Origin of the sequence: Erwinia sp. PsM31 (assembly GCF_030433775.1) — a bacterium.
Taxonomy (GTDB): domain Bacteria; phylum Pseudomonadota; class Gammaproteobacteria; order Enterobacterales; family Enterobacteriaceae; genus Erwinia; species Erwinia aeris.
Genome location: NZ_JARUWZ010000001.1, coordinates 61,437 through 85,325, shown reverse-complemented (window position 1 = coordinate 85,325; position 23,889 = coordinate 61,437). Strand labels below are relative to the sequence as shown.

The window sequence follows — 23,889 nt, the reverse complement described above, 5'->3', positions numbered from 1 at the left end:
CAATGGACGTTCGGCCGCACGATCTGCTCTGGCTGAGCGATCGTGAAGCATTGCAGGGCGATTTGCCTGAATGGGTCGCCCACTGGCAGCCGGCTTTGCCGCTGGTGGTGCGACGCGACAGGGATGCGCAGGGACGTATTCCCGTCGGCGTACGCGGCCCGGCCCGCCATCAGCGCGCGGCGGGCTGGGTTGACGCTGCGGCTGTAGTGCGCGTGCTGTCGCCGGAAGCGCTTATCGATCGGCTGCCGCACACCCCTTTTTATACTTTGCCGCCCGTTCAGGCGGCGCTGCGGCTTGCGCAGGCGGACTGGCCGTGGGCATGGGGCGTCACCGGCAGCCTGGGCTATGCGCTGGCGACCGGCGAAGCCGTAATGCACGCGGGCAGCGATCTGGATTTACTGATCCGCGCGCCTGAGCCGCCCGCCGCATCGGCGTTGCAGCGCTGGCAAAGCCTTTGCGCCAGCCTGCCTTGCCGTGCCGATACGCAGCTGGAAACCAGGCTGGGCGGTTTTGCGCTGGCGGAGTGGCTGCGCGACGGCAAAGTGCTGTTGAAAACCGATGGCGGCCCTTTCCTGACCGCCGCGCCATGGGAGACGCCGCGATGAAAATCTTACTGACCTTTCCCGGACAGGGGCCGCAGCAGCCCGGCATGCTGCAAAATTTGCCTCAGGGCGAGGCAATCCTGAAAGAGGCCAGCGAAGCGCTGAATGAAGACGCCTCGGCGCTGGATTCGGCAGAGGCGCTGCGGCATACGCGCGCGGTACAGCTGTGCCTGCTGATTGCGGGCGTGGCGCATGCGCGGGAGCTGGAGCGACAGGGCCTGGCGTTTGCGATGACCAGCGGTTTATCCATTGGCGCCTATCCTGCGGCGGTAGTCGCGGGCGCGCTGGCCTTCGACGACGCGTTACGGCTGGTGGCGCTGCGTGGGCAGCTGATGGAGCAGGCTTATCCGGCAGGCTACGGCCTGACCGCGATTATCGGCCTGACCCAGAGCGAGCTGGAGCCGCTGCTGGGAGAAGAGAGCTGGCTGGCTAATATCAACGCGGAACGGCAGCTGGTGATTGCGGGCAGCGAGGCGGCGATGCAGGCGACGGCGGAAAGGGCGAAAGCCGCAGGCGCGCAGAAAACGCACCGGCTGGCGGTCAGCGTGCCTTCACACTGCGCGCTGCTGGCGGAACCGGCGGCAAAGCTGGCGGAGGCGTTTAAAGCGGTAACGATTGTTCGCCCGCGTCGCGCCTGGCTGAGCAGCAGCAGCGGCCGCGTGCTCTGGCAGCCGGCGCAGATAGCGGATGACCTCGCGTATAATATGTCGCGCACGGTGCGCTGGCATGAGGCGATGATAGCGGCCAACGAGCGCGACGTCCGGCTGGCGATTGAGGTGCCGCCCGGCGCGGTGCTGACCGGCCTGACCCGGCAGGCTTTCAGCGAAGGCGAAGCGCTTTCCCTGGAGCAGGGCGGCTACGAGTTGGCGTTAACGCTGGCGAAGCGGTTGCAGGCCGGCGGCTGAACGATCGCGCCCGGGGCAGGATGACCAGCTCTTACCGCCCGGTAAGCAGCGATAAAGGCTGCGCATCAGGATAAATGGCACTGACTACCCGGTAAACAGCGAAAAAGGCTGCGCGACAGGATGAGCGGTACTGATCATCCGGCAAACAGCGGTAAAGGCTGCGCCACAGGCCCGTGCGGTCGTGTCCGCAGCGTGATAATGCCGCCGCGATATTTTTCGTTCTGCGTAACCACGTAACCAGGTGTTGCGCTCTTCTCCTCCCTCTTAATAAAAATAATTGATGACGAAACGGTCAGGGCGGACATTGCTGCTGGCAAAAACGTTTAACAAAGCTGTAACGTCATGATTATGTTGTCGCGTAGACCAAATTTTATAAATTTATCTGAACTATCAAAAAAATTATTTGATGTGTTATTGCTTACATTTCAGCGTTTTTAAGCTTTTCCCCGGTTAGGTTCTGTTGATTTTTGTGTAGTTAAGCTTAAGTTCGCGTCCGCTATGCAGCGCGGCGCGCCTTAACCCTTCGACACAAGGAAGCAGACATGAATCCTATTACTCGTCGCAGCTTTATGACCTTTGCCGCCGGCAGCACCGTTGCGTTGGCGGCTGGCTCCGTTCATGCTCATGATCGCACCGTGGCCGCGCAACCCTGGACCGGCCAGATGGGCGGCAGCGATCCCGGCCCGCACGATCCGCTGCGTCAGGGAGAAAATCCCGATATCGTCAATCCGCCCGTTACCGACAGTGGCACGCTGCCCAACCTGCGTTTTTCCTATAGCGATTCGCACGTGCGTAAAGGCAGCGGCGGCTGGACGCGACAGATCACCGAGCGCGAGCTGGGCGTTTCCAAAAGCATTGCCGGCGTTAATATGCGCCTTAACAGCGGCGGCATCCGCGAGCTGCACTGGCATAAAGAGGGCGAGTGGGCCTATATGCTGTACGGCAAGGCGCGCATCACCGCGCTGGACGTCGACGGCCACTGGTTTGTGGACGACGTCGGCGTGGGCGATCTCTGGTATTTCCCCTCCGGCGTGCCGCACTCGATACAGGGGCTTGGCCCGGACGGCTGCGAGTTCCTGCTGGCGTTTGATAACGGCGGCTTTGACGAAGACAGCACTTTTCTGCTCAGCGACTGGTTTAAGCACGTGCCGCCGGAAGTGCTGGCGAAAAACTTTGGCGTGCCGGTGGAAACCTTCAGCAAGCTTCCTTCACCGGCCGATGAGTATATCTTCGCCGCCACACCGCCGGGCGATCTGCAAAAGGACGCCATTGCGGGCGCGACCCGTTCCACCACCGCTTTCAGTCACCGGATGCTGGCGCAGCAGCCCATCACGCTAAAGGGCGGCACGGTGCGGATTACCGATTCCTCCCTTTTTAAGGTGTCAAAAACCATCGCGGCGGCGCTGGTAGAGCTGCAGCCGGGCGCGATGCGCGAGCTACACTGGCATCCCAATACCGACGAGTGGCAATACTACCTGGAAGGCGAAGGACGGATGGGCGTGTTTGCTTCTTCGGGCCAGGCACGCACCTTCGATTTTCGCGCGGGCGATGTCGGCTACGTGCCTTTTGCGATGGGCCACTATGTGGAAAACACCGGCGACAAGCCGCTGCGTTTTCTGGAGCTGTTTAAAAGCAGCTACTACGCGGATATCTCGCTGAATCAGTGGCTGGCCTCGACGCCGCCGCAGCTGGTACGCCAGCATCTGCATCTCGACGACGCTTTTATGCAGGCGCTGGATAAAAGCAAAAAGCCGGTGGTCGGCGGCTAAAGAACCCGGCAGGCCGCAGGGAGGCGGCCCGATCGCTGTGCCAATTCGTTTCAAAATATAAGTTGTCACTTTCCTGTCATCAACCTCTTCCAGCATAAAAGCCGATAAAGCTAACCGACGTAAATTAAGGAACTTTTATGCGCTTTCGTTATTCTCTGCTGGCCAGCGCGCTGCTGCTGGCGCAGGCTGCTCAGGCAAAAACCACGCCCGTTGACTTCGATAGCATCCAGAGGATTGTTGAAACCACCACGCCCGCCAGCAGCGATGCCCGGTTCGCGGCCTTTGACGCTCAAATCCAGCAAGATCTGATCGGCGCGTTGCAGGGCGATGCCGCTAAGCTGACGCGCGCGCAGCTGGAGAAAACCGAGCAGAGCGATAAGCTGGCGGATCGCGGCTGGTTGAAGGCGAGCGGCTACGACTTTGCTAAAAAAGCCAACCAGCAGGCGGGCATCGCGCTGCTGAGCGCTTTCACCACGCTGCCGAAAAGCGAGCTGGACGCCAGCATGCAGCGCGTGGCGCAGGTTAACCTCGACGCGACCGACGGCCAGCGTCGCCAGGCGATTATTGATGCGGAAGGGCAAAACCATCTGTTTTTTCTGGCCGACGCGCTGGGGCCGAAGCTGGGTCAGGCCTTTCTGAACGCCTACACCAAAGGCGAGATGGGTAAGGCGGCGGCGCTGATCAAGGCCAGCGAAGTCAGCACCGGCGCGGCCAAAGCGCACTTTAACTATCCACGTCCTTTCCTGATGCCGGGCAACACTATCCATGCGGTGCCGGATACGGCAGTGGTGAAAGATAACCAGCCCTATCAGGCGAGCGAAGGATCTTTCCCCAGCGGCCACACCAATACGGCATGGACCGATGCGCTGCTGCTGGGCGAAATGGTGCCGGAACGCTTTGTACCACTGATGGATCGCGCCGCGCGCTACGGCTATTCGCGCATGGTGCTGGGCGTGCACTATCCGATCGATCTGATTGGCTCCCGTATGGTGGCGCAGCGTAACGTGGCGCACTATCTCAATGATGCAAAGTATCGCCCGCTGTTTGCTGAAGCGAAGCAGCAGCTGCGCGACGCGCTGGAGAAAGAGTGCGGCACCTCGCTCGCCGAGTGCGCGAAACCGGCTGGCGCGGCCGATCCTTACGCCGCGCCGCAGATGCAGCAGTTTGCACGTTTTGCCATGACCTGGGATCTGCCGCAGGAGAAAGTGAAGCAGGAAGCGGTTGTGGTGCCGGAAGGCGCTGAGGTGCTGCTGGAAGCGGCGCTGCCGCAGCTGAGCGCGCAGCAGCGTCGGCAAAGGATGGTGGCGACCGCTATCGCCGCAGGCTATCCGCTTTCCGGCACCACGCCGGAGCAGAACTTCTGGCAGCGGCTGGATCTCTCAGCGGCGGCTGATATGCATAAAGGATAAAAAAGGGGCGGCCATCGCCCCGGTTCCTCTGTAATGCGGCGCTATTTTTGCGTACTGGCTTCTGCCGCCGTTGGCTCCTCGCTTTTAACGCCGATTTTTGGCAGCGCGCCGAAATCGAGGGTTTTCCCTTTCAGCTCTTTCGCCAGCGCTTCGCTGATATCCGCTTCCGGCGCAAAGGCCAGTGCGGCCTGCGCAGGCAGGATCGCCAGCAGCTGGTGCTGCTCGCGGTACTTTCCGGCCGCCTCCGCTATCGCTTTCAGCGCGACGCCGTTAGCCCGGCGCTGCTCATGCTGCCACTCCAGATCCAGCAGCTGCCGATCGGCCAGCAGCGCGCTGCGTCGTTTCTCCTCCGGCAGCCTGGCGCCGTTTTCCTGCGCCATCTTCAGACCCTGTCGGAGCTGTTGATCGACCGTCTGCAGCCGCGTTTTCAGCTGATCCGCCAGCCCTGAATCCTGCATAACTTTATCAGGATTGATAAATTTCACCGGCCGCGTCTCTTGCCGATCGCAGCCCGTGAGCAGCGTGATAATTGCAAGACTCAGAGCCAGCACACTGATTTTTGGCTTCATTTCCTCTCCTTGTAGCCGGTTTCGGCATTTCCCTGCACGGGTTTCTTCAGGCGCTCAGACTATAAACGATAGCGCGTCCGGCGGCCGATATTTCCACCTTGTCCGTTGATTCACATCAACTTTATATCTGTTGTTCCATCGGGATCAGTTCGGCATTGTCGGCCATACGCCGGGACCGATAGGCAGGCCGAGCGCGTACCATGCCAGCAGCAGCAGGAGCCAGACGCAAAAAAACAGCAGCGGGTAGGGCGCAATCAGGACGTAATAGGTGCCCAGCTGCGCATCCTTGCGGTAGCGCTGCAAAAAGCCCAAAAACAGCGGCAGAAAAGGCGACATCGGCGCCAGCGGCAGCACGGCCGAATCCGCAATACGGAAAATCATCTGCGCAAAAGCGGGATGAAAGCCCAGCAGCATAAACATCGGCACGAAAATAGGCGCCAGAATCGACCAGATTGCCGAACCGCTGGCGATAAACATGCAGAGCAGCGCAGAGAGGAACATCAGGCCGATAAAGGCGGGCGCGCCGGTCATCTCTGCTTTTTCAAGCAGATCGGTCAGCCCCACGGCCATAAACTTGCCCATGTTGCTCCAGTTAAAAAAGGCTACAAACTGCGCCAGCGGAAAGACCATCACGATAAAACCGGCCATGCTTTTCATCGGCTCAATCAACAGCTGCGGGATGTCGTTGGGTCGCTGGATCTGCCTGGTCGCCACGCCGTAGGCTATCCCGGCTACAAAAAAGAACAGGATAATCAGCGGCACGATGCCCTGAATAAAAGGCGAGGGGATCACGCTGCCCGTCTGCGGATGACGCAGCGGTGCACCTTCCGGCACCACCAGCAGCGCCACCAGCGCGATAAACACCAGCGAAGCGATGCCGCTGATGCGCAGACCGCGATTTTGCAGCGGCGTCAGCTTCGCCAGTCCGTCCTGCGATTCGCCGCGCCAGGCGGGCAGGCGCGGCTCGATAAACTTGTCAGTCAGCAGACCGCCCGCCAGGGTTAAAGCCACCACCGAGCTGGCCATAAAAAACCAGTTATCCAGCACGCTGACGTGCACGGTATCGCTGACCGCCTTCGCCGCCTCGGTACTGATGCCGGAAAGCAGCACGTCGGTAGTCACGATCAGCAAATTGGCGGTAAAACCGGAACCGACGCCCGCAATAGCCGCCATCAGCCCGGCGACCGGATGACGGCCCACGGCGATAAACATCAGCGCCCCCAGCGGCGGCATCACCACCAGCGCGGCATCGGATGAGATATGGCTGAAAAAGGCGATAAACAGCACCATATAGCTGGCGTAGCGGGCGCTGACAAATGACGCCATCTTATGCATCAGCGCCTGAAGCAGCCCCACTTTTTCCGCCAGGCCCGCGCCGATCATCAGCGCCAGGATCGATCCCAGCGGTGTAAATCCGCTGAAATTTTTAATGATCCCCGGCAGGATCCATTGCAAACCCGCCACGCTCAGCAGGTTTTTAACACGAATGGCCTCGCCGTTGGCGGGATTGATCACCGAAACGTCCAGCCACGACAGCACGGCGGTTGCCGCCATCAGCACGATAATCAGATAAACGAACAGTAAGAACGGGTTGGGCACCTTGTTGCCGATGCGCTCAACCCAGCTGAAGACTCTGCCGGGACTTTTTCCCGGCGCGGTTGTATCACTCATGTTTTACCCTCTGTTGTGTTGGCTTTTTTATTGTCGGGCTGGGATCGGGCCCAGCCTCGGGCAGCGTCTGCGACGCCTTGCTGCAAAAGCACGTGCAAAAACCGTGCCTTACTGCCGGTGCGGTGCTATCTCCGCACGCGGCTTGTTACGTCATTAGTGCACCTGGCGATTAAAGCGGTGCGGTGCTGTCGCCATACGCGGTCGTTACTCGTTGGTAAAGCTGTCGATATGAAAGGCGAGGGCGGCCAACGTTTTGACCGCCGTCGCCATCACCGCCTCGTCAAAGTCGAATTTCTCATTGTGATGACCGGCGCTTAGCTGCGTGCCGAAAATGATGTAGGAAGCCTGGCCGCCGCGCGCCTTGACCCGCTCCATCATATAGGTAGCGTCTTCAGAACCGGCGGGCTGGCCCCGACTATCGACCAGTGCGGTCAGCTCCGGAATGCGCGCGGCCTGCTGGCGGATATAGTTCACCCAGGGCCGGGTCGGCTGGCAGCTGCGCGCCGCGCCCATCAGCTTTACCTCGTGCTGCACGTCATACATCGCCGCCGCGCCCGCCACCACTCGCAGCGCCTGCTGATAGATAAAATCATTGATGTCGTTGGTGGCGCCGCGCGTTTCCACCTTCAGCAGCGCGCGATCGGCCACGACGTTGCGCCCGGTTCCCGCCTGCAGCACGCCTACGTTAATACGCGAGCTGCCGCCGCTGTGCTGCGGCAGGTTATGCAGCGCCAGCGTGGCCTGCGCCGCCGCCAGCAGCGCGTTTTTGCCTTCTTCCGGCCGCGCGCCCGCGTGCGAGGCTACGCCGCGAAAAGCGATATCCATTTTGGTGGTCGCCAGAAAGGTATCGCTACCGCACACCAGCTCTCCGGCCGGCACGCCGGTGCCGATATGAATGGCGGTAAAAAAATCCACGTCATCCAGCACGCCCGCTTCCACCATCGATTTTGCGCCGCGCGTGCCTTCTTCGGCCGGCTGGAAAATCAGTTTGACGGTGCCGCACAGCCGCGAGGAAAACTGCTTCAGCACCTGCGCCACGCCCAGCCCGATAGCGGTATGCCCGTCATGGCCGCAGGCGTGCATCATGCCTTCGTTGCAGGAGGCGAAGCCTTCGGCGAAAGGTCGATGCGCCTGCGCCTGCATTTCCACCACGTCCAGCGCGTCCATATCAACGCGAAAGGCCATCACCGGGCCGGGACGCCCGGTCGCCAGCGTCGCGACGATGCCGCAAAAACCGCCGGAAAAGTGCGGCAGCCACTGCGGCAGCGCGCCCTGGGCCAATGCCCGCTGCTCCTGCTGCGCCAGCACCTCCGCAGCAGGCACTCCCATGCGCGCCTCCGCTTTAATCACCTCTTTGCCCAGCTGTAGCGACCAGCCCAGGCGGTGCAGCTCTTCGGCCACCAGCGTGGCGGTGCGGAATTCAAGCCAGCCGGACTCGGCGAACTTATGCAAATCGCGACGCCAGTGTTGCAGGCGGAGAGAGATCTCTTTTACAAAATCGGTTACGGCTTGCTCCATTTCTGGTTCCTTTAATAGCAGTACAAAAAATGCTGGTTTATCGACTCTACACAGTGGTTTCGGCGCGCAGAAGATGACAATATCTTTTGACTGATAAACAACGGTTATCACCCACAAGGAGGTTTTATGCCCGCATCGATCAAGCTGCACCAGCTTCGTGCATTTGTGGAAGTGACGCGTCAGGGCAGCATCCGGGCGGCAAGCCGGGTGGCGAAGCTTTCGCAGCCCGCGCTCTCTAAATCGGTGCAGGAACTGGAAGAAGCGCTGGGTGCGCCGCTGTTTATCCGGCAGCGGCAGGGCGTTCAGCTTACGGCGACAGGCAAAGATTTTTTTCGTCACGCCAGCCTGATCCTGGAGGAGCTGCGGGTCGCCCAGGAAGAGATCCAGCAGCGGCTGGGCCAGGCGGGCGGCTCGGTCAATATCGGCGTGGGCGGCAGCATCGCCCGCACGCTGATGCCAAAGGTGATAACTCAGTTTCATCACCTCTTTCCCGAAGTCAGCGTGCGCATCCTGGAGGGCCAGCTGGTGACCTTGCTGCCGGAGCTGCGTCAGGGCGAACTGGATTTCACCATCAATACCTGGTCTCCCGGCCATCAGGACAACGAGCTGAGCTACGAAACGCTGATGGAGCGCGACTACTGCGTGGTGGTACGCAAAGGCCATCCGCTGGCGAACGCCACCTCGTTGGAAGCGCTGCGCCACTGTAGCTGGACCATGCCTTCGCCCAACGGCAGCTACTATCAGCTGTTGCAGGATCTCTTCGCCGACAGCGGCCCGTTACCCGCTATCACCATCACCTGCGAAACTTTTATGGCCTGCGCCAGCCTGCTGGCCCAGAGCGATTTCGTCAGCATCCTGTCGCAGGATTTTTTTACCGATCCGCTGGTCGGCCATCGGCTGGTGGCGCTAAAGCTGCGGGAAAAAATGCCCAGGGCGACCTTCTGCCTGATCCGACGTAAAGATACCGCGCTGACGCCGATGGGCGCGCAGCTGGCCAGGCTGTTTCGCCAGCAGAGCCAGGCGCTGGTGCTGGCTTAGCTCTGACGGTCAACGGGAAAGAGCAGCAACATGCTAAAGTTAAATTTTTACGCTAAGAGGTTTCTACTATGTCGCACTCGTCCTATACCAGCCGCATCATTACCGCCACGCCAGAACAAATCTGGCCGCTGATTGCCGATTTTAACGGCCTGCCGAAAATCCATCCGGCTATCTCCTCCAGCGAGCTGGAAGATGGCGCTACCGAAAGCAAGGTCGGCGTGGTCAGAAAGCTGACGCTGCCCGATGGCATAGTGCGCGAGCGCCTGGTAAAGCTGGATAAAGCCAATTGGGAGCTGCACTACGCGATTCTGGACGGCATCATGCCTGTCACGGATTACGTGGCGGTGGTGAAGCTGACGCCGAAAAACGACGGCACCACGCTGGCGGAATGGTGGGCGGATTTCAAGGTTGAGGCGGGCCATGATGAACAGGAAGTAGCGCAGAGCATCAGTGAAGGCGTCTTCGCCACCTGTCTGCAAAACGTCGCGCAACAGGCTGGCTGAGTAAGGATCTTCGCCATGACGACGCGATTTATCGTGCAGCGCTACCATCCTCGCTACCAGGCGGGGGTAAAAGATCTGATCCTGCCGATCCAGAATCACGAGTTCGGTATTGCGATTTCGGCAGAGCAGCAGCCGGATCTCAGCGATATCCCGACCTTTTATCAGCAGGGTGCGGGCGATTTCTGGCTGGCGACGGTCGACGATCGGGTTGTTGGCTGTATCGGCCTGAAGGATATCGGCGAGCAGCAGGCCGCGCTGCGGAAAATGTTCGTGGCGGAAGACTGGCGAGGCAGGGAGCACGGCGTGGCCAATAGCCTGCTGCAAACGCTGCTCGCGCACGCTCGCGAGCGGCAGCTCCGTGACGTCTGGCTGGGCACCACCGCGAAATTTCTGGCGGCGCATCGTTTTTACGAGAAGCACGGCTTTAGCGAAGTGGCGCAAGCCGCGCTACCGGCCGCTTTCCCCGTGATGAAGGTGGACACAAAGTTCTACCGGCTGGCGCTGTAGCAGAAAAGCAGCCGGTTTTTGCCGCCAGTCACCAGCCTGACTGCGCCCTGCTGACCGGGCACGGTTTTGTCAACATCCTCAGGGGCGAACGCTTCGCCCCTTTTACTCAGGCCTGCTCGCCTGAGGTGCTCATCTGCATCAGATCTTTATCAACAAAGAACAGCCCTTTACCGCTGGTGCCGACCAGTGCCAGCTTATCCAGCACGGATTTGAACAGCTTCTCTTCTTCATGCTGTTCGGCCACGTACCACTGCAGGAAGTTAAAGGTAGAGTAATCCTGCGACGTCATTGCCGCATGCGCCAGCTCGTTGATTTTTGCGGTAATCAGCTGCTCGTGCTCGTAGGCCTGTTCCAGCACGTTGTTCAGCGAGTCAAAGGTCACCGGCGGCGCGGCGATGCTGCCCAGCACCGGCATGGCGCCGGTATCGCTCAGGTAGTTGAACAGGCGCTGCATATGCTGCATCTCTTCGCGGGAGTGCTCGCGCAGAAAGGCGGCGGCCCCCTCAAACCCTTTGTCGGCGCACCAGGCGCTCATCTGCAAATAGAGGTTGGCGGAAAAGAATTCCAGGTTTAACTGATCGTTCAGGCGAGCGGTCATTTCGGCAGTCAGCATAGCGGCTCCAGATATTAACAGGCAAAATAATTATTTGCCGCATTATGCACGGGAAGCAGAGAAATAAAAACCGCAGAAAAATATATTTTATATTTATCTGCGGCGAAAAATAAGGAGTGATAATTATTATCATCCTTTCTCATGTTGGGGCCTGCTGTAATGGTTTTGATAATTATTCTTGTTAGCTATTCGTTTTAAAAAAGGCGTCCTTTTAAGAGTATGCATAAGCTATACGAATTACTTGTTTACTTAATGATTTGAAAGGGTTTTCCATTGGTTAAATTCGTTTTTTTGGCGGAATAAATATTTAAAAACGCGCTTTTTAGCTGTATAACAGGGAAAGAATAAACGCCGCTTTTTGCAAAAATATAATAGTGGCGGTTGCGTGCGTTATCGCTGCTGTCTGGCGCCCTGCCGACGTGGCTGGACATCGTCAACGGCCGATAACGACGTGAAGCAGATAAATGATATGACGGGCGGCTCAGCCGCGGACAACGGTTTAACTCATAAAAGGGATGCATAATGGAGCTAAAGGACTGGCATACCGCAGACATTATCGCTGCGTTAAAAAAAAGAGGCACAAACTTATCCGCGCTTTCACGGCAGGCGGGACTGGCGTCCTCGACGCTGGCTAACGCGCTGCGCCGTCCGTGGCCGAAAGGCGAGCGGCTGATTGCTGAAGCGCTGGACATCGCTCCCGAGAAAATATGGCCGACACGCTATCAGCATCCGGTGCGGCCACATAAGTATCACAATCAGAACGGCCGGTAAGCCGTCGGCGACGCTCGCTTAAAACGTTTCCCAGTTTCCTTCACCGGCTGCCGGCTGCGTTTTTTTCAGGGCTTTTTCGGCAGGTTTTGCGGCTGGCGCGCGCGCGTGGCCGGTCTGAAACACGGCAACGGCCTGAGCCAGACGGGTCGCCTGGTCCTCCAGCGACGCGGCGGCGGCGGCCGATTGCTGTACCAGCGAAGCGTTCTGCTGCGTGACCCGATCCATCTCCGTGACCGCCTGGCCAATTTGATCGATGCCGCGACTCTGTTCGTCAGAGGCGGAAGCGATCTCTGCCATAATGGCGGTGACGCGTCCCACGGCATCGACGATATCGTGCATGGTTTCTCCGGCGGTGGTGACCTGAAGCGAACCGGCGTCGACGCGGCTGACGGATGCTTCAATCAGCGTCTTGATCTCTTTCGCCGCCTGGGCGCTGCGCTGGGCCAGATTGCGCACTTCGCCCGCGACCACGGCAAAGCCACGGCCCTGTTCGCCCGCGCGGGCAGCTTCCACGGCGGCGTTAAGCGCCAGGATATTGGTCTGGAAAGCGATGCCGTCAATCACGCTGATGATATCGGCGATTTTCTTCGAGCTGCCGGCGATATCGCTCATGGTTTGCACCACGCCGTCCACCACCTTGCCGCCTTTGATTGCGGTTTGCGACGCGCTCGACGCCAGCTGTGAGGCCTGACGCGCGTTTTCTGCGTTCAGCTTCACCGTGGCGGTCAGCTCTTCCATGCTGGCTGCGGTCTGCTCCAGCGAGGCGGCCTGCTGCTCGGTACGGGCGGAGAGATCGTTGTTGCCCATCGAAATTTCGCTCGCGCCGGTGTAGATGGCGTCAGAGCTTTCCCGCACGTGGCTGACGGTAACGGTCAGCGCCTGCTGCATGGCGGAAAGATGGGCGGCCAGCCTGGCTATTTCGCTGCGGCCTTCCACCGTCAGCGTGCGGGTCAGCTCGCCTTCGGCAATGTGCTGAATATGCTCCTCAACCTGCTTCAGCGGCCGCAGCAGCACTTCCTTAATCACTTTCCAGATGACCAGCACCAGCACCAGCAGCAGCAGGATCACTGCCGCCAGCGTCCACATCATATTCGTAAAGCCCTGCTGATTGACCTCAATGCCCGTCGCCAGCAGCTTCGCGTTCTGTTCGCGCCACTGGTTATAGCTGGCTTTCAGGCCGTCCTGCGCCTGCTGCGCATCCAGATTGCCGTAAGCCTCGTAGTTATTCGCGCCGAGAAACTGGACAGACTGCTTCATGGTGTCATGCAGCTGCTGATAGCTGCTGGCCACGCTGGCCGTTATCTCGCTGCTTTGTCCGGGTTGCGCAGGCGCACGCTGATAACGTTCAAAGTGCGCCTGCGCCTCGTTAAGCAGGGCAGTGGCGTTGGTCAGCAGCTTGTCGATGGCCGCCAGCGTGGCCGGATCGGTTTGCTTTTTCAGAATACGGATAGCGGCACGGTTAATGGTGACGCGCGTTTCAAGCAGCGTCTGCCAGGTGTCGCTGAGCTGGTTCTGCTGCTGCGTCAGCACGCTGGCGTGGTTGAAATTCTCTTTGTCCTGGCTAATAGCGTTAAATGAGAGCGCGCTGGAAACCAGCAGCAGCCCGCTGAAAATAACCAACATGATAACGATGCTGGTCACAACTTTAATATTTTTTAGCATACTGCGTACTCGGAAAGGGGAGTCGATAAAGGCTTATCGGTAGTCACGCAGGGAAACTTTATGGCGCGCGGGCGTCAGACGGTGAATAAAATATAAGCTGAATCGATTAGCGTGAGCGCCTGGCAAAAATTTGCTTTAGGCGCTGTTGCTCAGCCGCCACCAGCGGGCGCAACTGGCGGTCAGCTGTCGATAAGCCTGACGTAGCCGATCGGGCGAGGGCCGGGCAAAACTGAACGGCAGGTTAAGCTGCTGATAGAGCCAGTGAGCGGTAATGTGCTCGCGGTTTTTCGGCACGCTTTCGGGCAGGGAAGGCAGCAATGACAGCCAGCTGGCGGCAAGCGTTTCGGTGGTCTGGCTATCTACCGTTGCCGCCATATCGGCGATAAACCGATCGATATGCCCGAACAGTTCTGCCGTGCTTAAAGCAGGTGATTGCAGCGCAAACAGCAGGCCGGCCTGTCCGGCGGTCTGATGAAAACGGCAGCTGACTACGTAGCCGATGTTGGCCTCGACCCGCAGCCGTTGAAAAAAGCGCGGCTCAAACAGCGTGGCGAGCAGCTGCCAGCTGGCAAAGCAGACCGCGCTGGCCTCGGCGAGCGGGCAGAACACCAGCACCGCCGCATCACGGCTTGCCGTCGGGCAGGAATAGTGCGGCTGCGTGGGGAAAACGTGCGGCGGTGACTGCGCCGGTTCGACCGCGCCCGGCAGCCTGGTCAGCAGCCGCGCCAGGTCTGCTGCGCTGTTGGCCGCGCCGCCGTAAAGCGTGGCCTGCCAGCGTAGCGCCGACAGCGCATCCGCTGACGTGCTGTTCAGCAAATCGGGCAGGTGCGCCAGCAGACAGCGGATGGCGATATCGTCAGCCTGCTGCGCCTGATAAAAAAGCCGTTCGCCAAAAGCCTGGGTGGCGGCTGGCGGATCTGTCAGCGCCTGTATTGCCCGATCCAGCGTAGCGGCCAGTAATGCATCTTGACCGCTGAGCCGCAGCTGCCACAGACCGTGCTGGCGGGAAAAGGCCAGCTCGCCGCCGCCGTGCAGCGCATCGCCCATCGCGGGCTGAAGCGCGGCCTCGATCAGCGCGGCGCTACGTCGATCTGGCAGAAGGCCAGGCTGGACGCTAAGCAGCAGCGTTGGTTCGACCGGCGCGGCAACCAACGCCAGCGTGCTTTTCGCTACCGGTAACGCGGGCGTGACGGGCGTGGAGGCTGGCGAATAGAAATGCAGGGCGGGCGGCGTTTCCGGCTCCGGCTCCGCCTGCGGCCAGTCGATAGCCGCCAGCCGTAGCGTAAAGCCCTGCGCGCGGACGGACGGCGCGCTGACCGCAGGCGATACCCACAGCCGGCTGAGGCTTTGCGGCAGGGGTAGCGGCGTGGTCGACTGCGCAGGCGGAAAACCCAGCGCCAGATCGCGTAGCTGGTCGAGAGGAGAAAGCTGGCTGAAACGCCGCTGCGTGAGGTTGGCATAGTGCGCCCGCTGCTGCTGCGTCAGGCCAGAAAGCTGCGCCAGCCAGCGGCGGAACAGCGCTTCTATACGGGCGCACTGCGCCAGCTGAAGGCCGCTCAGCTGAAAGCGCACGCTGGCTACCGACTGCCGCGCGCTGCGGTAAGGCTCCAGCAGCGAAATATCGTCGCACAGCCCCTGTTCGCGCAGCGTCGCCAGCAAACTGCCTGACGCTTTGTCGGTCAGCAGCTCGCGCAGCAGCGTCAGGCTGGCGGGCTGCGGGTCGTTGAGGAGAAAACTCAGCTGGAGATGCTGCGCTGCGGCGCTTTGCAGCGCAAAAGCCCGCTGTGGGGCCAGCCGTAACAGCGGCGGCGCGGCAGGCAAGGTTTCTGCGCGAGCAAAAGCCCTTGGTGCGGTCGGCCGTAACAGCGGCGGCGCGGCAGGCGCGGTTTCTGCGCGAGCAAAAGCCCTTGTTGCGGTCGGCTGTAACAGCGGCGGCGCGGCAGGCACGGTTTCTGCACGAGCAAAAGCCGCCGCGGCCTCTTCGGCCATGGCTTCCAGCTCCTGCAGCGGCTGCGGGCCGCTCAGCCAGAGTTCCAGATTGCCGGTATGGAACCAGCATTGATGCCAGTCCCGCAGCGCCTGCTGGAGCGCGACCGCGTCGTCGCCGAAATGGCGCTGGCTGCCGACGTGAAAATCGTGCAGGGGATGGGGCGCGGCGAAGGCCTGGCTCAGCGCCGCCTCGCACAGCGTCGGGCCATGGCTTTGCAGCATCCGATACTCCGCCTCGATCGCGGCCGCTTCTGCGGTAATCGCCTCGGTAGCCAGCAGCGGGCGCGCCAGCATATCAGACAGCCTGCACAGCGCCTGCCCCAGCCGCTCGGGAGCGATCTCCACAAACCAGGCGGTGAAATGTGCCTGAGTGGTGGCGTTAAGCCGCGCGCCGTGGGCGGGCGCCCAGGCCATCAGCCGCTGCTCCTGCTGATAACCGGCGCTGCCGGCGAACAGCACATGCTCCAGCAGATGCGCCAGGCCCGGCCAGCGTGCGGGTTCGTCAAGGCTACCGGCGGAAAGCCGGAACAGCGCCGCCGCCCGCGCGGCTTCCGGCTCGTGGATCAGCGTGATCCGCAGGCCGTTTGCTACGCGGGAAGAGGAATGACCGTTCACGCTTCGGTTTTAAAGATCAGCTGTGAATTGGTGCGGTTGCGGAACTGCAGCTGGCTGATTTGAATATTGCTGCAGTTGGCCTGCTCACGCGCCTCAAGGATCTGGCCATGATGCGGCGATTTGGCGCAGACGGGATCGGCATTGTCCGCGTTTCCGGTCAGCATAAAGGCCTGGCAGCGGCAGCCGCCGAAATCCTTCTCTTTTTCAGAGCACGAGCGGCAGGGTTCCGGCATCCAGTCGAAGCCGCGATATTTGTTAAAGCCGAACGAGTCGTACCAGATTTCCTGGAGCGTATGCTCCAGCACCGACGGGAAGGCGATCGGCAGCTGGCGCGCGCTGTGGCACGGCAGCGCCATGCCTTCCGGCGTCACGCTCAGGAAAATCGCGCCCCAGCCGCCCATACAGCCTTTCGGCCGCTCTTCATAGTAGTCGGGCGTCACGAACAGCAGGTTAGCGAAGTTGCTGTTGTCCTTCATTTTTTCGCGGTAGCGCTGCACCACGGCTTCGGCGCTGGCGATCTGCTCGCGGGTAGGCAGCAGGCCCTCGCGGTTCAGCTGCGCCCAGCCGTAAAACTGGCAGGTCGCCAGCTCGACGTCGTCGGCCTCCAGCTCGATCGCCAGTTCAATAATGCGATCGATCTGGTCGATGTTATGGCGATGCAGCACAAAGTTCAGCACCATCGGGTAGCCGTGCGCCTTGACCGCTTTCGCCATCGCCAGCTTTTGCTGGAAGGCTTTTTGCGATCCCGCCAGCGCCGCGTTCAGCGTCTCGTCGCTTGCCTGGAAGCTGATCTGGATATGATCGAGACCCGCTTCGGCAAAGGCGTCGATCTTTTTCTCGGTCAGGCCAATGCCGGAGGTGATCAGGTTGGTGTAAAAACCCAGATCCCGCGCGGCACGGATCAGCTCGGGCAGATCTTTACGCACCAGCGGCTCGCCGCCGGAAAAGCCCAGCTGGACGGCGCCCATCTGGCGGGCCTGTTTAAAAACTTCTATCCATTGCGCCGTGGTCAGCTCCTGCTCCTGCCGGGCGAAATCCAGCGGGTTTGAGCAGTAGGGGCACTGCAACGGACAGCGATAGGTCAGCTCCGCCAGCAGCCAGAGCGGCGGATTAGGCTTAAGCGAGTTCACGGAAAATTATCCACTTCTGTTCGACGGCCTGCATAAAGAACGCTTTGACGTCCTCATCCACGCCGCCCGCATCGGGAAAACGAGCGTTCAGTTCGGCAATCAGCGCGGCAAGCGGGCGTTTACCGTCCACCAGCTGCAAAATCGCGGTGGCGCTCTCGTTCAGCTTCGCCATGCCTTCCGGATACAGGATCACGTGGCAATCCTGCGTCGGCTCCCACTGCAGGCGGTAGCCACGGCGAAACGCAGGTATCTGCTGGTCGTTAAGGGTCATTACAGCAATCTCTCTTTATGCCAGACGGGCTGGTCGGTCACGGTATGGTAAGGCGGACGATGCAGCGCGTAGGCCAGGGTCATAGCGTCCAGCATACTCCACAGAATATCCAGCTTGAACTGCAAAATAGACAGCATACGCTGCTGCTGTTCGGCCGTGGTGAAGTAGTCCAGCGCCAGCGCCAGCCCGTGCTCGACGTCGCGGTTAGCCTGGCTCAGGCGGCCGCGAAAATAGCCGTAGCCTTCGGCTTCGATCCACTTATAGTGCTGTGGCCAGCTGTCCAGGCGCGACTGGTGGATTTCCGGCGCAAACAGCTCGGTCAGCGAGCTACAGGCCGCTTCCTGCCATACCGCGCGGCGGGCGAAGTTAACGTAAGCATCCACGGCGAAACGCACGCCGGGCAGCACCATCTCTTCCGACAGCAGCGTCTCGCGCTTGAGGCCGACCGCTTCGCCCAGGCGCAGCCAGGCTTCAATCCCGCCTTCGCTGCCCTGATGACCGTCGTGATCCAGAATACGCTGTACCCACTTGCGGCGCGTCTGCGGATCCGGGCAGTTCGCCATAATGGCGGCGTCCTTCAGCGGAATACTGGTCTGGTAGTAAAAACGGTTCGCCACCCAACCCTGGATCTGCTCACGCGTCGCCTGGCCGTTGTGCATGGCGATATGGTAAGGATGATGGATATGGTAATAAGCGCCTTTGGCGCGTAGCGCCTGCTCGAACGCTTCGCGCGTCATGGGAGTCTGTTGCATGATTTTCTCACAGGTCGATACGCATACCGTCCCAGCTGACTTCGATGCCGTGCTGCGTCAGCGCCTGACGTTCAGCCGACTCTTCATCCAGGATCGGGTTGGTATTGTTGATATGAATAAGGATTTTGCGCTCGGCGGGCAGCGAAGCCAGCAGCGCTATCAGGCCCTGCTCTTCGGCCAGCGCCAGATGACCCATATCCTTACCGGTATTGCGGCCCACGCCGGTTGTCGCCAGCTCGTTATCCTGCCACAGCGTGCCGTCGATCAGCAGGCAGTCGGCTTTTTGCAACCAGCCCAATAGCTCGCTGTCCGGCTCGCCCAGACCGGGCGCATACATCAGCGTTTTTCCGCTGCGGGTATCTTCAATAAACAGCGCGACATTGTGGCCGGGCAGCGGTCTGCCGCGATACTGCGAATAGGGCGGCGCGTTGCTGAGCAGCGGGATGGCGGTAAACCGCAGCGCCGGACAGACCGCCACGGAGAAAGGTTCGCCGGGCTGAATCGCGTGATGCACCAGGCCGCCGTTCCAGTGCGAAAGCATGGTAAAGATGGGGAAACCGGTGGTGAGATCGTCGTGCACTTCCGGCGTGCACCAGACCTGATGCGGACAGCCCTCGCGCAGGCTCAGCAGGCCGGTGGTGTGATCGATCTGACTGTCGGTCAGGATAATCGAGCCGATAGCGGTGCCGCGCAGGACGTCTTTCTTATTCAGCGCGGGCGTGGCGGCGATCTGATGAGCGATATCCGGCGAGGCGTTGCACAGCACAAAATCGACGCCGTCGTCGCTGATGGCGATGGAAGATTGCGTACGCGCCGAGGTTTTCAGCGTGCCGTTACGCACGCCCTGACAGTTTCGGCAGTTGCAGTTCCACTGGGGAAAACCGCCGCCGGCCGCAGAGCCAAGAACGTTAATTTGCATGTGTAGACCAGAAAAAAAGAGAGGAAATGCCCACCTGAGTGGGCATAAGGGCTTAGCGGTTGGAGATGTACAGCGTCACTTCCAGGCCTAAGCGTAAATCAACAAACGTTGGTTTAGTCCACATAGCGGAGCTCCTCATGGTGTTAAGGGAAAAATCTGCCTGTTAAGTTCGGCAGGTAAACAGCTTATTGTCAAATATCGCCCTGCGGCGGCGCAAATGTTGCACCTGTGTCACAGTGATATCAACCCTGTAAGCCGCAGGGATTAACGGGGGAGCGTTATTCTCCCCAGGTTTTCTTCAGCACACGTAACCAGTTACGCCAGCAAATCTTATCGATCAGTTCGGGCGAATAGCCCGCCTGCTGCATTAAATCGACCAGCTTCGGCAGTCCGGCCGCATCGCCCAGTTCGTCCGGCACGCTGATGCCGTCAAAGTCAGAACCGAAGCCGACGCGATCTTCGCCCAGCTTTTCCAACAGCGCATCAAGATGCTGCACAATCTGCGCCAGCGGCGTATCGCTGTCGCGCTTGCCGTCGGCGCGCAGAAACGCATTGCCAAAGTTGACGCCGACAAAGCCGTCGCTCTGCGCAATTGCGGCCAGCTGAGCGTCGGTTAAATTACGCGGCTGCGGGCAAAGCGCATGAACGTTGGAATGGGTGGCGACCAGTGGCGCATCGCTGATCTCCGCCACCTGCCAGAAAGATTTCTCATTCATATGCGACAAATCGATCAGCAGCTTTTTCTGATTAAGCACGCGCAGCAGATTGATCCCGACAGGCGTCAGCCCGTCGCCGCTGTCCGGCGAGCCGGGAAAACCGCCGGTCACGCCGGTGCCGAAGCGATTTTGCAGATTCCACAGCGGGCCGACGCTACGCAACCCGGCGGCAACCCAGCGGTCAAGCTGGCTGCACTCGTCATCCAGCGCCTCTGCGCCCTCGATATGCAGCACCATCGCCAGCACGCCCTGCGCGATACAGCGCTCGATCTCGCTGGCGCTGCGGCAGATACGGGCCTGCCCGGCTGAGCGATCGGCAATCTGATGCAGCAGGGCGATCTGCGCTTCGGTAATCGCCAGCGGATCGTGATCCTCTTTCTGCCAGCCCGTATTGCTTTGCTTCACGTACTGCGCTGGCGGCACAAACACCGCAAACAGGCCGCCGGCAAAGCTGCCCTGGCGCATTCGCGGCATATCCAGGTGACCGTGCATCGTGCCGTGCAGGAAATCCGCCACGGCATCGCCTGTTTCCTGCATCCACAGGCGCAGCAGAAGATCGTTATGGCCGTCAAAAACGGGTTGAGCAGAGGTCGATAGCGTCATTGTTATGAATCAGAAGGTACATTGTTAAATAAATGATACCTCAAAGCGCCGTGCCGGGCCTGCTGAAAAGTGCGGTTATGGCGCTAAAACGCATTAAACGGCAGGGAAAAGTGTAAAGAATTGCGGTAAGGGTAAAGAGGATGTTGGAGAGGACAGGGAAGAACAAAGCTGCCGACGAACGCCGCCTACGGTGTTAAAGCTCTTGACGTATAAAGCTCAGCAGTTATTTATTCACTCCCTTCGGGCTTCCGGCGCGCTGATATGCCGCACGATAAGGCGGTGGCGGTTGAGCAAATCCGCCCTTCGCTGACCGGACGCGGCCTGACCCGCTCGCCAAAAGACAGTATGCAGCCGTCGGTTAAAAACCTGGGCGACAGCGTGATGGATAGGGTACGCCTCCTGTTTTTTGTAGTATGCAGGAAGGAGCCGCTTACAGGCCGTCAGGCCTGCTGCTCCGCTCTTCGGCTCTCTTCCGCCCGCAGGGCGCCCGGCGTGGTGCCGGTGGTGCGCTTAAACGCCCGGCTGAAAGCGGCCAGCGAGCCGTAGCCCAGCCGCCAGGCAACGCTCTCTATCGCTTCGCCGTCGCGGCCAATCCACTGCGCCGCCAGCTGCATACGCAAATTGGTCAGATAGCGTACCGGCGTCATGCCGGTGACCGCCAGAAAGCGCTCGGCAAAGACCGAGCGCGAGCTGCCCATCTCCGCCGCCAGCTGCGCCACCGTCCAGTTTTTGCCGGGATCGCGGTGTAGCGCCACCAGCGCTTTGCCTAACTTAGGATCGCGCAGCGCCTCCAGCCAGCCGCCCGCCGCGCCACAGCCCGATTCCACCCAGCCGCGTACGATAAACGCCGCGACCACATCCGCCAGCCGCGCCAGGATGCCCGCATAGCCCGCTCTTTTGCCCAGCGATTCCCGCTCCATCGCTTCCAGCATCGGCTGCACTTCCGGATATTTATGGATCAGCGTATCCGCCAGCAGCACTTCCGGCATCGAGCCGATCAGCATCTGCATACCGCCCAGGTCGAACTCCATACAGCCGCTGAATATCAGCGTGGTTTCTTCGGTGGACGCGCAGTCTTTAATACAGCAGACGTTGCCGCAAACCGGCGTGGTATTGAAAGCGCGGATGTCCTTGCAGGCCACATCGGGCGAGGAGAGCAGCACATGATCGCTGCCGTGCGGCAGCAGCAGCGCATCGCCCGTATTCAGGGTGCGCAGCTGGCCGTTCTGCGTCCGCAGCAGCACCGGGCCGCGGCTGACGAAGTGGAACTGCGCGCGGCCCGGCGCTTTAACAAAGCCAACGCCAAACGGCGCGGCGAGTTCGATACGCCGATACTGTAGCCCCAGCAGGCGCATCCCGTAGAGCAGCTCGCTGGTGAGATCGTGGCCTTCTGTGGTCATGGCAGCGCTTCCCGGACGATTAATCAATAATGACGGATTTTACATCATAGACCATCCGACACCAGCGCTTTAATCTTGCTGCCATCGAACGATTAAAGAGATTTTCTATGACAACACCAATAAAGCCTCAGTGGGGAGCCGTGTTCTCTATGGCGCTGGGCGTATTTGGCCTGGTAACCGCCGAGTTCCTGCCCGCCAGCCTGTTAACGCCGATGGCGGCCAGCCTGGGCGTGACGGAAGGCATGACCGGCCAGGCGGTGACCGTGACGGCCATTTTCGCGTTGGTAACCAGTTTCTTCAGCGCTTCCCTGACCAGCAAGCTGGATCGCCGTGGCGTGATGCTGCTGTTTTCCGTAATGCTGATCGTTTCTAACCTGCTGGTCGCCTTCGCGCCGAACCTGACCTTTATTCTGGCGGGACGAGTGATTTTAGGTATTGCCATCGGCGGCTTCTGGACGCTGGCGGCGGCAACCGCTATGCGGCTGGTGCCGGAAGCGATGATCCCGCGCGCGCTCTCCATTGTTTTTAGCGGCGTGTCGGTTGCCACCATCGTTGCGGCGCCGATGGGCAGCTATTTCGGTCATCTGATCGGCTGGCGTAACGTGTTTGTCGCTGCGGCGGCCATCGGCGTGCTGGCGCTGGGCTGGCAGCTGGCGGCATTACCAAAAATGCCGCCTAATCCGCTGGCTAAAAACAGCTCGATCCTGTCGTTGATTAAGCGTCCGGGCATGCAGACCGCGCTGCTGGCGATTATTCTGGTTTTCTCCGGCCATTTCGCCTTCTTTACCTATCTGCGACCTTTCCTGGAGAGCGTAACCGGCGTGGACGTCAACGGGCTTTCCGCTATTCTGCTGGGCTTTGGCGTGGCGAACTTCGCCGGTACGCTGCTGGCGGGCCTGCTGCTGGAGCGTAATCTGCATCTGACGCTGATCGGCATGCCGCTGGCGATGGGGCTGATGGGCGTGGCGCTGGTGGGATTAGGTTCCGCGCCGGTGATGGACGCGCTGCTGGTCGCGCTGTGGGGCATGGCGTTTGGCGCCGTGCCGGTTGCCTGGTCAACGTGGATCACCCGCACCATGCCGGAAGAGGCGGAAAGCGGCGGCGGTCTGCTGGTGGCGGCTATTCAGCTGGCTATCACTATCGGCGCAGCGGCCGGCGGTATGATCTTTAACGTTACCGGCGCTAAAGGCGTGTTTATGGGTAGCGCGCTGCTGTTATTGCTGGCGACCATGACCATCTTTATGGCGCTGCGCGTGAAAGCACCCGTGCAGGACAGCGTATAAAACAAGCTGGTGCGGTAGCTGATGCCGATCGGTTAATGATGCTGTAGTGGTGCAGAAATCCGGAAACGTCCTGTTTCCGGATTTTTTTACGTCGTGCTCAGGATTGTTGCCGCTAATCAGGCGGTGGTATTGATGTTGCGACCGACTGCGGGGTTGGCAGGTAACTGAGGGATGGAATCAATGATCCCGGCCGCCACAGACTGCTGATTATCCAGGGCTTTCTTTAGTACGAGCGTGCTTACTTTGTTACCGAGTTCCATGTTATCAAGGCCGGTAGCCAGTGATGCAATTTGTGATACATCCATCTTGCTCTCCTGATTAATATGACTGCCCAAAGGGTAAAAAAGGCTTTCAGAAGCCTGAAAAAGCTATCGGCATTTGAGCGCAAATCTTTAGCGATACCCTGGCGGAGCAGGCATGGCGGCGTGGTGCAGGCGCGTCTTGTTTATAGCGGCCTGAAAGCGTTGCATGGTGAGGTTTTGCTGGTTGTTAAGCCGCAGGCAGCCAGCTGGGTAAATGCCTGGTCGTGCTGTCGAAGCTGGCGTTTGAGGCGTATTGCCGTTCGGCGGCCCCAACCGCCGGGTGCTCAAATGCTGGTATCAGAGCTGAACCAATCGTCCTGGCCACGCAACGGAAAGCCTTTTTTGAAAAGCTGGTGGCGAAATGTGAGATCA

23 protein-coding genes are annotated in these 23,889 nt (G+C 60.1%); 9 read left to right on the top strand and 14 right to left on the bottom strand.

Annotated elements, in window-relative coordinates; genetic code table 11:
* Window positions 1–2: 2 nt before the first annotated feature.
* The 4 genes from QCD69_RS00385 to QCD69_RS00370 all read left to right on the top strand — a co-directional run bounded on the left by QCD69_RS00385 (window position 3) and on the right by QCD69_RS00370 (window position 4,685).
* Window positions 3–605, top strand: a complete 603-nt coding sequence (locus QCD69_RS00385) for a malonate decarboxylase holo-ACP synthase (protein ID WP_301250622.1) — start codon at window positions 3–5, stop codon at window positions 603–605.
* Window positions 602–1,507 (top strand): malonate decarboxylase subunit epsilon, encoded by a 906-nt coding sequence (gene mdcH / locus QCD69_RS00380; RefSeq protein ID WP_301250621.1) that lies wholly within the window; start codon window positions 602–604, stop codon window positions 1,505–1,507. Before QCD69_RS00385 ends, mdcH begins: the two co-directional genes overlap by 4 nt.
* 542 nt (window positions 1,508–2,049) lie before the next feature.
* Window positions 2,050–3,276: a cupin domain-containing protein gene (locus QCD69_RS00375; protein ID WP_301250620.1), complete on the top strand. Its 1,227-nt coding sequence runs from the start codon at window positions 2,050–2,052 to the stop codon at window positions 3,274–3,276.
* A gap of 137 nt (window positions 3,277–3,413) precedes the next feature.
* A complete protein-coding gene (locus tag QCD69_RS00370; protein ID WP_253458324.1) occupies window positions 3,414–4,685 on the top strand; it encodes an acid phosphatase in 1,272 nt (423 codons plus the stop codon).
* Between the two features lie 41 nt (window positions 4,686–4,726).
* Here QCD69_RS00370 and QCD69_RS00365 read toward each other — a convergent pair whose 3' ends face one another.
* The 3 genes from QCD69_RS00365 to QCD69_RS00355 form a co-directional block, all read right to left on the bottom strand.
* Entirely contained in the window at window positions 4,727–5,254 is a 528-nt protein-coding gene (locus QCD69_RS00365; RefSeq protein WP_301250619.1) for a hypothetical protein, read from the bottom strand.
* 144 nt (window positions 5,255–5,398) lie between these two features.
* Window positions 5,399–6,925 (bottom strand): p-aminobenzoyl-glutamate transporter, encoded by a 1,527-nt coding sequence (gene abgT, locus QCD69_RS00360; protein ID WP_301250618.1) that lies wholly within the window; start codon window positions 6,923–6,925, stop codon window positions 5,399–5,401.
* 204 nt (window positions 6,926–7,129) lie between these two features.
* Entirely contained in the window at window positions 7,130–8,443 is a 1,314-nt protein-coding gene (locus QCD69_RS00355) for a M20 family metallo-hydrolase (RefSeq protein ID WP_301250617.1), read from the bottom strand.
* Between the two features lie 126 nt (window positions 8,444–8,569).
* Here QCD69_RS00355 and QCD69_RS00350 point away from each other — a divergent pair, with 126 nt between their 5' ends.
* The 3 genes from QCD69_RS00350 (at window position 8,570) to QCD69_RS00340 (ending at window position 10,491) form a co-directional block, all read left to right on the top strand.
* The gene (locus QCD69_RS00350; RefSeq protein WP_301250616.1) at window positions 8,570–9,481 is read left to right on the top strand and encodes a LysR family transcriptional regulator; all 912 of its coding nucleotides are present in this window, start codon (window positions 8,570–8,572) and stop codon (window positions 9,479–9,481) included.
* Between the two features lie 68 nt (window positions 9,482–9,549).
* On the top strand, window positions 9,550–9,984 hold the full coding sequence (locus QCD69_RS00345) for an SRPBCC family protein (RefSeq protein WP_253458333.1): 435 nt from the start codon (window positions 9,550–9,552) through the stop codon (window positions 9,982–9,984).
* A gap of 15 nt (window positions 9,985–9,999) precedes the next feature.
* On the top strand, window positions 10,000–10,491 hold the full coding sequence (locus tag QCD69_RS00340; protein ID WP_253458336.1) for a GNAT family N-acetyltransferase: 492 nt from the start codon (window positions 10,000–10,002) through the stop codon (window positions 10,489–10,491).
* 106 nt (window positions 10,492–10,597) lie between these two features.
* Here the strand turns inward: QCD69_RS00340 and ftnA are convergent, their stop codons facing one another.
* A complete protein-coding gene (gene ftnA / locus QCD69_RS00335; protein WP_253458339.1) occupies window positions 10,598–11,104 on the bottom strand; it encodes a non-heme ferritin in 507 nt (168 codons plus the stop codon).
* 522 nt (window positions 11,105–11,626) lie between these two features.
* Here ftnA and QCD69_RS00330 point away from each other — a divergent pair.
* A complete protein-coding gene (locus QCD69_RS00330; RefSeq protein WP_253458341.1) occupies window positions 11,627–11,875 on the top strand; it encodes a helix-turn-helix domain-containing protein in 249 nt (82 codons plus the stop codon).
* Window positions 11,876–11,893: 18 nt separating this feature from the next.
* Here QCD69_RS00330 and QCD69_RS00325 read toward each other — a convergent pair whose 3' ends face one another.
* The 9 genes from QCD69_RS00325 to QCD69_RS00285 all read right to left on the bottom strand — a co-directional run bounded on the left by QCD69_RS00325 (window position 11,894) and on the right by QCD69_RS00285 (window position 21,932).
* Window positions 11,894–13,537 (bottom strand): methyl-accepting chemotaxis protein, encoded by a 1,644-nt coding sequence (locus QCD69_RS00325; protein ID WP_253458345.1) that lies wholly within the window; start codon window positions 13,535–13,537, stop codon window positions 11,894–11,896.
* A gap of 135 nt (window positions 13,538–13,672) precedes the next feature.
* The gene (locus QCD69_RS00320) at window positions 13,673–16,141 is read right to left on the bottom strand and encodes an insulinase family protein (protein WP_301250615.1); all 2,469 of its coding nucleotides are present in this window, start codon (window positions 16,139–16,141) and stop codon (window positions 13,673–13,675) included.
* Window positions 16,138–17,271 (bottom strand): pyrroloquinoline quinone biosynthesis protein PqqE, encoded by a 1,134-nt coding sequence (gene pqqE / locus QCD69_RS00315; RefSeq protein WP_253458351.1) that lies wholly within the window; start codon window positions 17,269–17,271, stop codon window positions 16,138–16,140. Before pqqE ends, QCD69_RS00320 begins: the two co-directional genes overlap by 4 nt.
* Window positions 17,258–17,542, bottom strand: a complete 285-nt coding sequence (gene pqqD, locus QCD69_RS00310) for a pyrroloquinoline quinone biosynthesis peptide chaperone PqqD (RefSeq protein WP_125287256.1) — start codon at window positions 17,540–17,542, stop codon at window positions 17,258–17,260. Before pqqD ends, pqqE begins: the two co-directional genes overlap by 14 nt.
* Window positions 17,542–18,294: a pyrroloquinoline-quinone synthase PqqC gene (gene pqqC, locus QCD69_RS00305; protein WP_253458354.1), complete on the bottom strand. Its 753-nt coding sequence runs from the start codon at window positions 18,292–18,294 to the stop codon at window positions 17,542–17,544. The genes pqqD and pqqC overlap by 1 nt, the downstream gene beginning before the upstream one ends.
* A 7-nt stretch (window positions 18,295–18,301) precedes the next feature.
* Window positions 18,302–19,213: a pyrroloquinoline quinone biosynthesis protein PqqB gene (gene pqqB, locus QCD69_RS00300; protein WP_301250614.1), complete on the bottom strand. Its 912-nt coding sequence runs from the start codon at window positions 19,211–19,213 to the stop codon at window positions 18,302–18,304.
* 52 nt (window positions 19,214–19,265) lie between these two features.
* The gene (pqqA, locus tag QCD69_RS00295; protein ID WP_071789594.1) at window positions 19,266–19,337 is read right to left on the bottom strand and encodes a pyrroloquinoline quinone precursor peptide PqqA; all 72 of its coding nucleotides are present in this window, start codon (window positions 19,335–19,337) and stop codon (window positions 19,266–19,268) included.
* Between the two features lie 154 nt (window positions 19,338–19,491).
* Window positions 19,492–20,532: a dipeptidase gene (locus tag QCD69_RS00290; RefSeq protein WP_301250613.1), complete on the bottom strand. Its 1,041-nt coding sequence runs from the start codon at window positions 20,530–20,532 to the stop codon at window positions 19,492–19,494.
* A 440-nt stretch (window positions 20,533–20,972) separates the two neighbouring features.
* On the bottom strand, window positions 20,973–21,932 hold the full coding sequence (locus QCD69_RS00285) for an AraC family transcriptional regulator (protein WP_301250612.1): 960 nt from the start codon (window positions 21,930–21,932) through the stop codon (window positions 20,973–20,975).
* 107 nt (window positions 21,933–22,039) lie between these two features.
* Here QCD69_RS00285 and QCD69_RS00280 point away from each other — a divergent pair, with 107 nt between their 5' ends.
* Entirely contained in the window at window positions 22,040–23,215 is a 1,176-nt protein-coding gene (locus QCD69_RS00280; protein WP_125287261.1) for an MFS transporter, read from the top strand.
* A 116-nt stretch (window positions 23,216–23,331) separates the two neighbouring features.
* Here the strand turns inward: QCD69_RS00280 and QCD69_RS00275 are convergent, their stop codons facing one another.
* Window positions 23,332–23,520 (bottom strand): YjfB family protein, encoded by a 189-nt coding sequence (locus QCD69_RS00275; RefSeq protein ID WP_253458365.1) that lies wholly within the window; start codon window positions 23,518–23,520, stop codon window positions 23,332–23,334.
* Window positions 23,521–23,889 lie beyond the last annotated feature (369 nt).